The following is a 275-nucleotide window of genomic DNA, read 5'->3' as shown; positions in this document are numbered from 1 at the left end:
CCCTCGGGACCTTCGAGCCGTAGGCCGGTCTGGCGCACGAAATGGGCGAAACTCGTCGCCTCGAGCTTGCCGTCGTATAGCAGGTGGAACCAGCGGGTCAGCGCGTCTCTGGCGTAATCGCTTTCCAGATTATCGGCCGGATCGAACAGGTTCTGTCCACCCGTTTGCCGCTGTCCGCGGGTGAGCGCGCCGAGGCTGTCGAGCCGCCGCGCGATCGTCGAGATGAACCTCCGCTCACCCTTCACATCGGTGGTCACGGGACGAAACAGCGGCGC

General features: G+C 65.1%; 1 protein-coding gene. It reads right to left on the bottom strand.

Translation table 11 applies throughout. From position 1 onward, the window contains the following. Positions 1-257: strawberry notch C-terminal domain-containing protein (locus KMS84_RS40100; protein ID WP_256921585.1), on the bottom strand; the 257-nt coding region annotated here is incomplete at its 3' end. Positions 258-275: the final 18 nt, after the last annotated feature.

Source organism: Streptomyces hilarionis (assembly GCF_024539675.1).
GTDB classification, from domain to species: domain Bacteria; phylum Actinomycetota; class Actinomycetes; order Streptomycetales; family Streptomycetaceae; genus Streptomyces; species Streptomyces hilarionis.
Note: the sequence above shows the minus strand (reverse complement) of the source record. Positions and strands in the feature narration are given on the sequence as shown.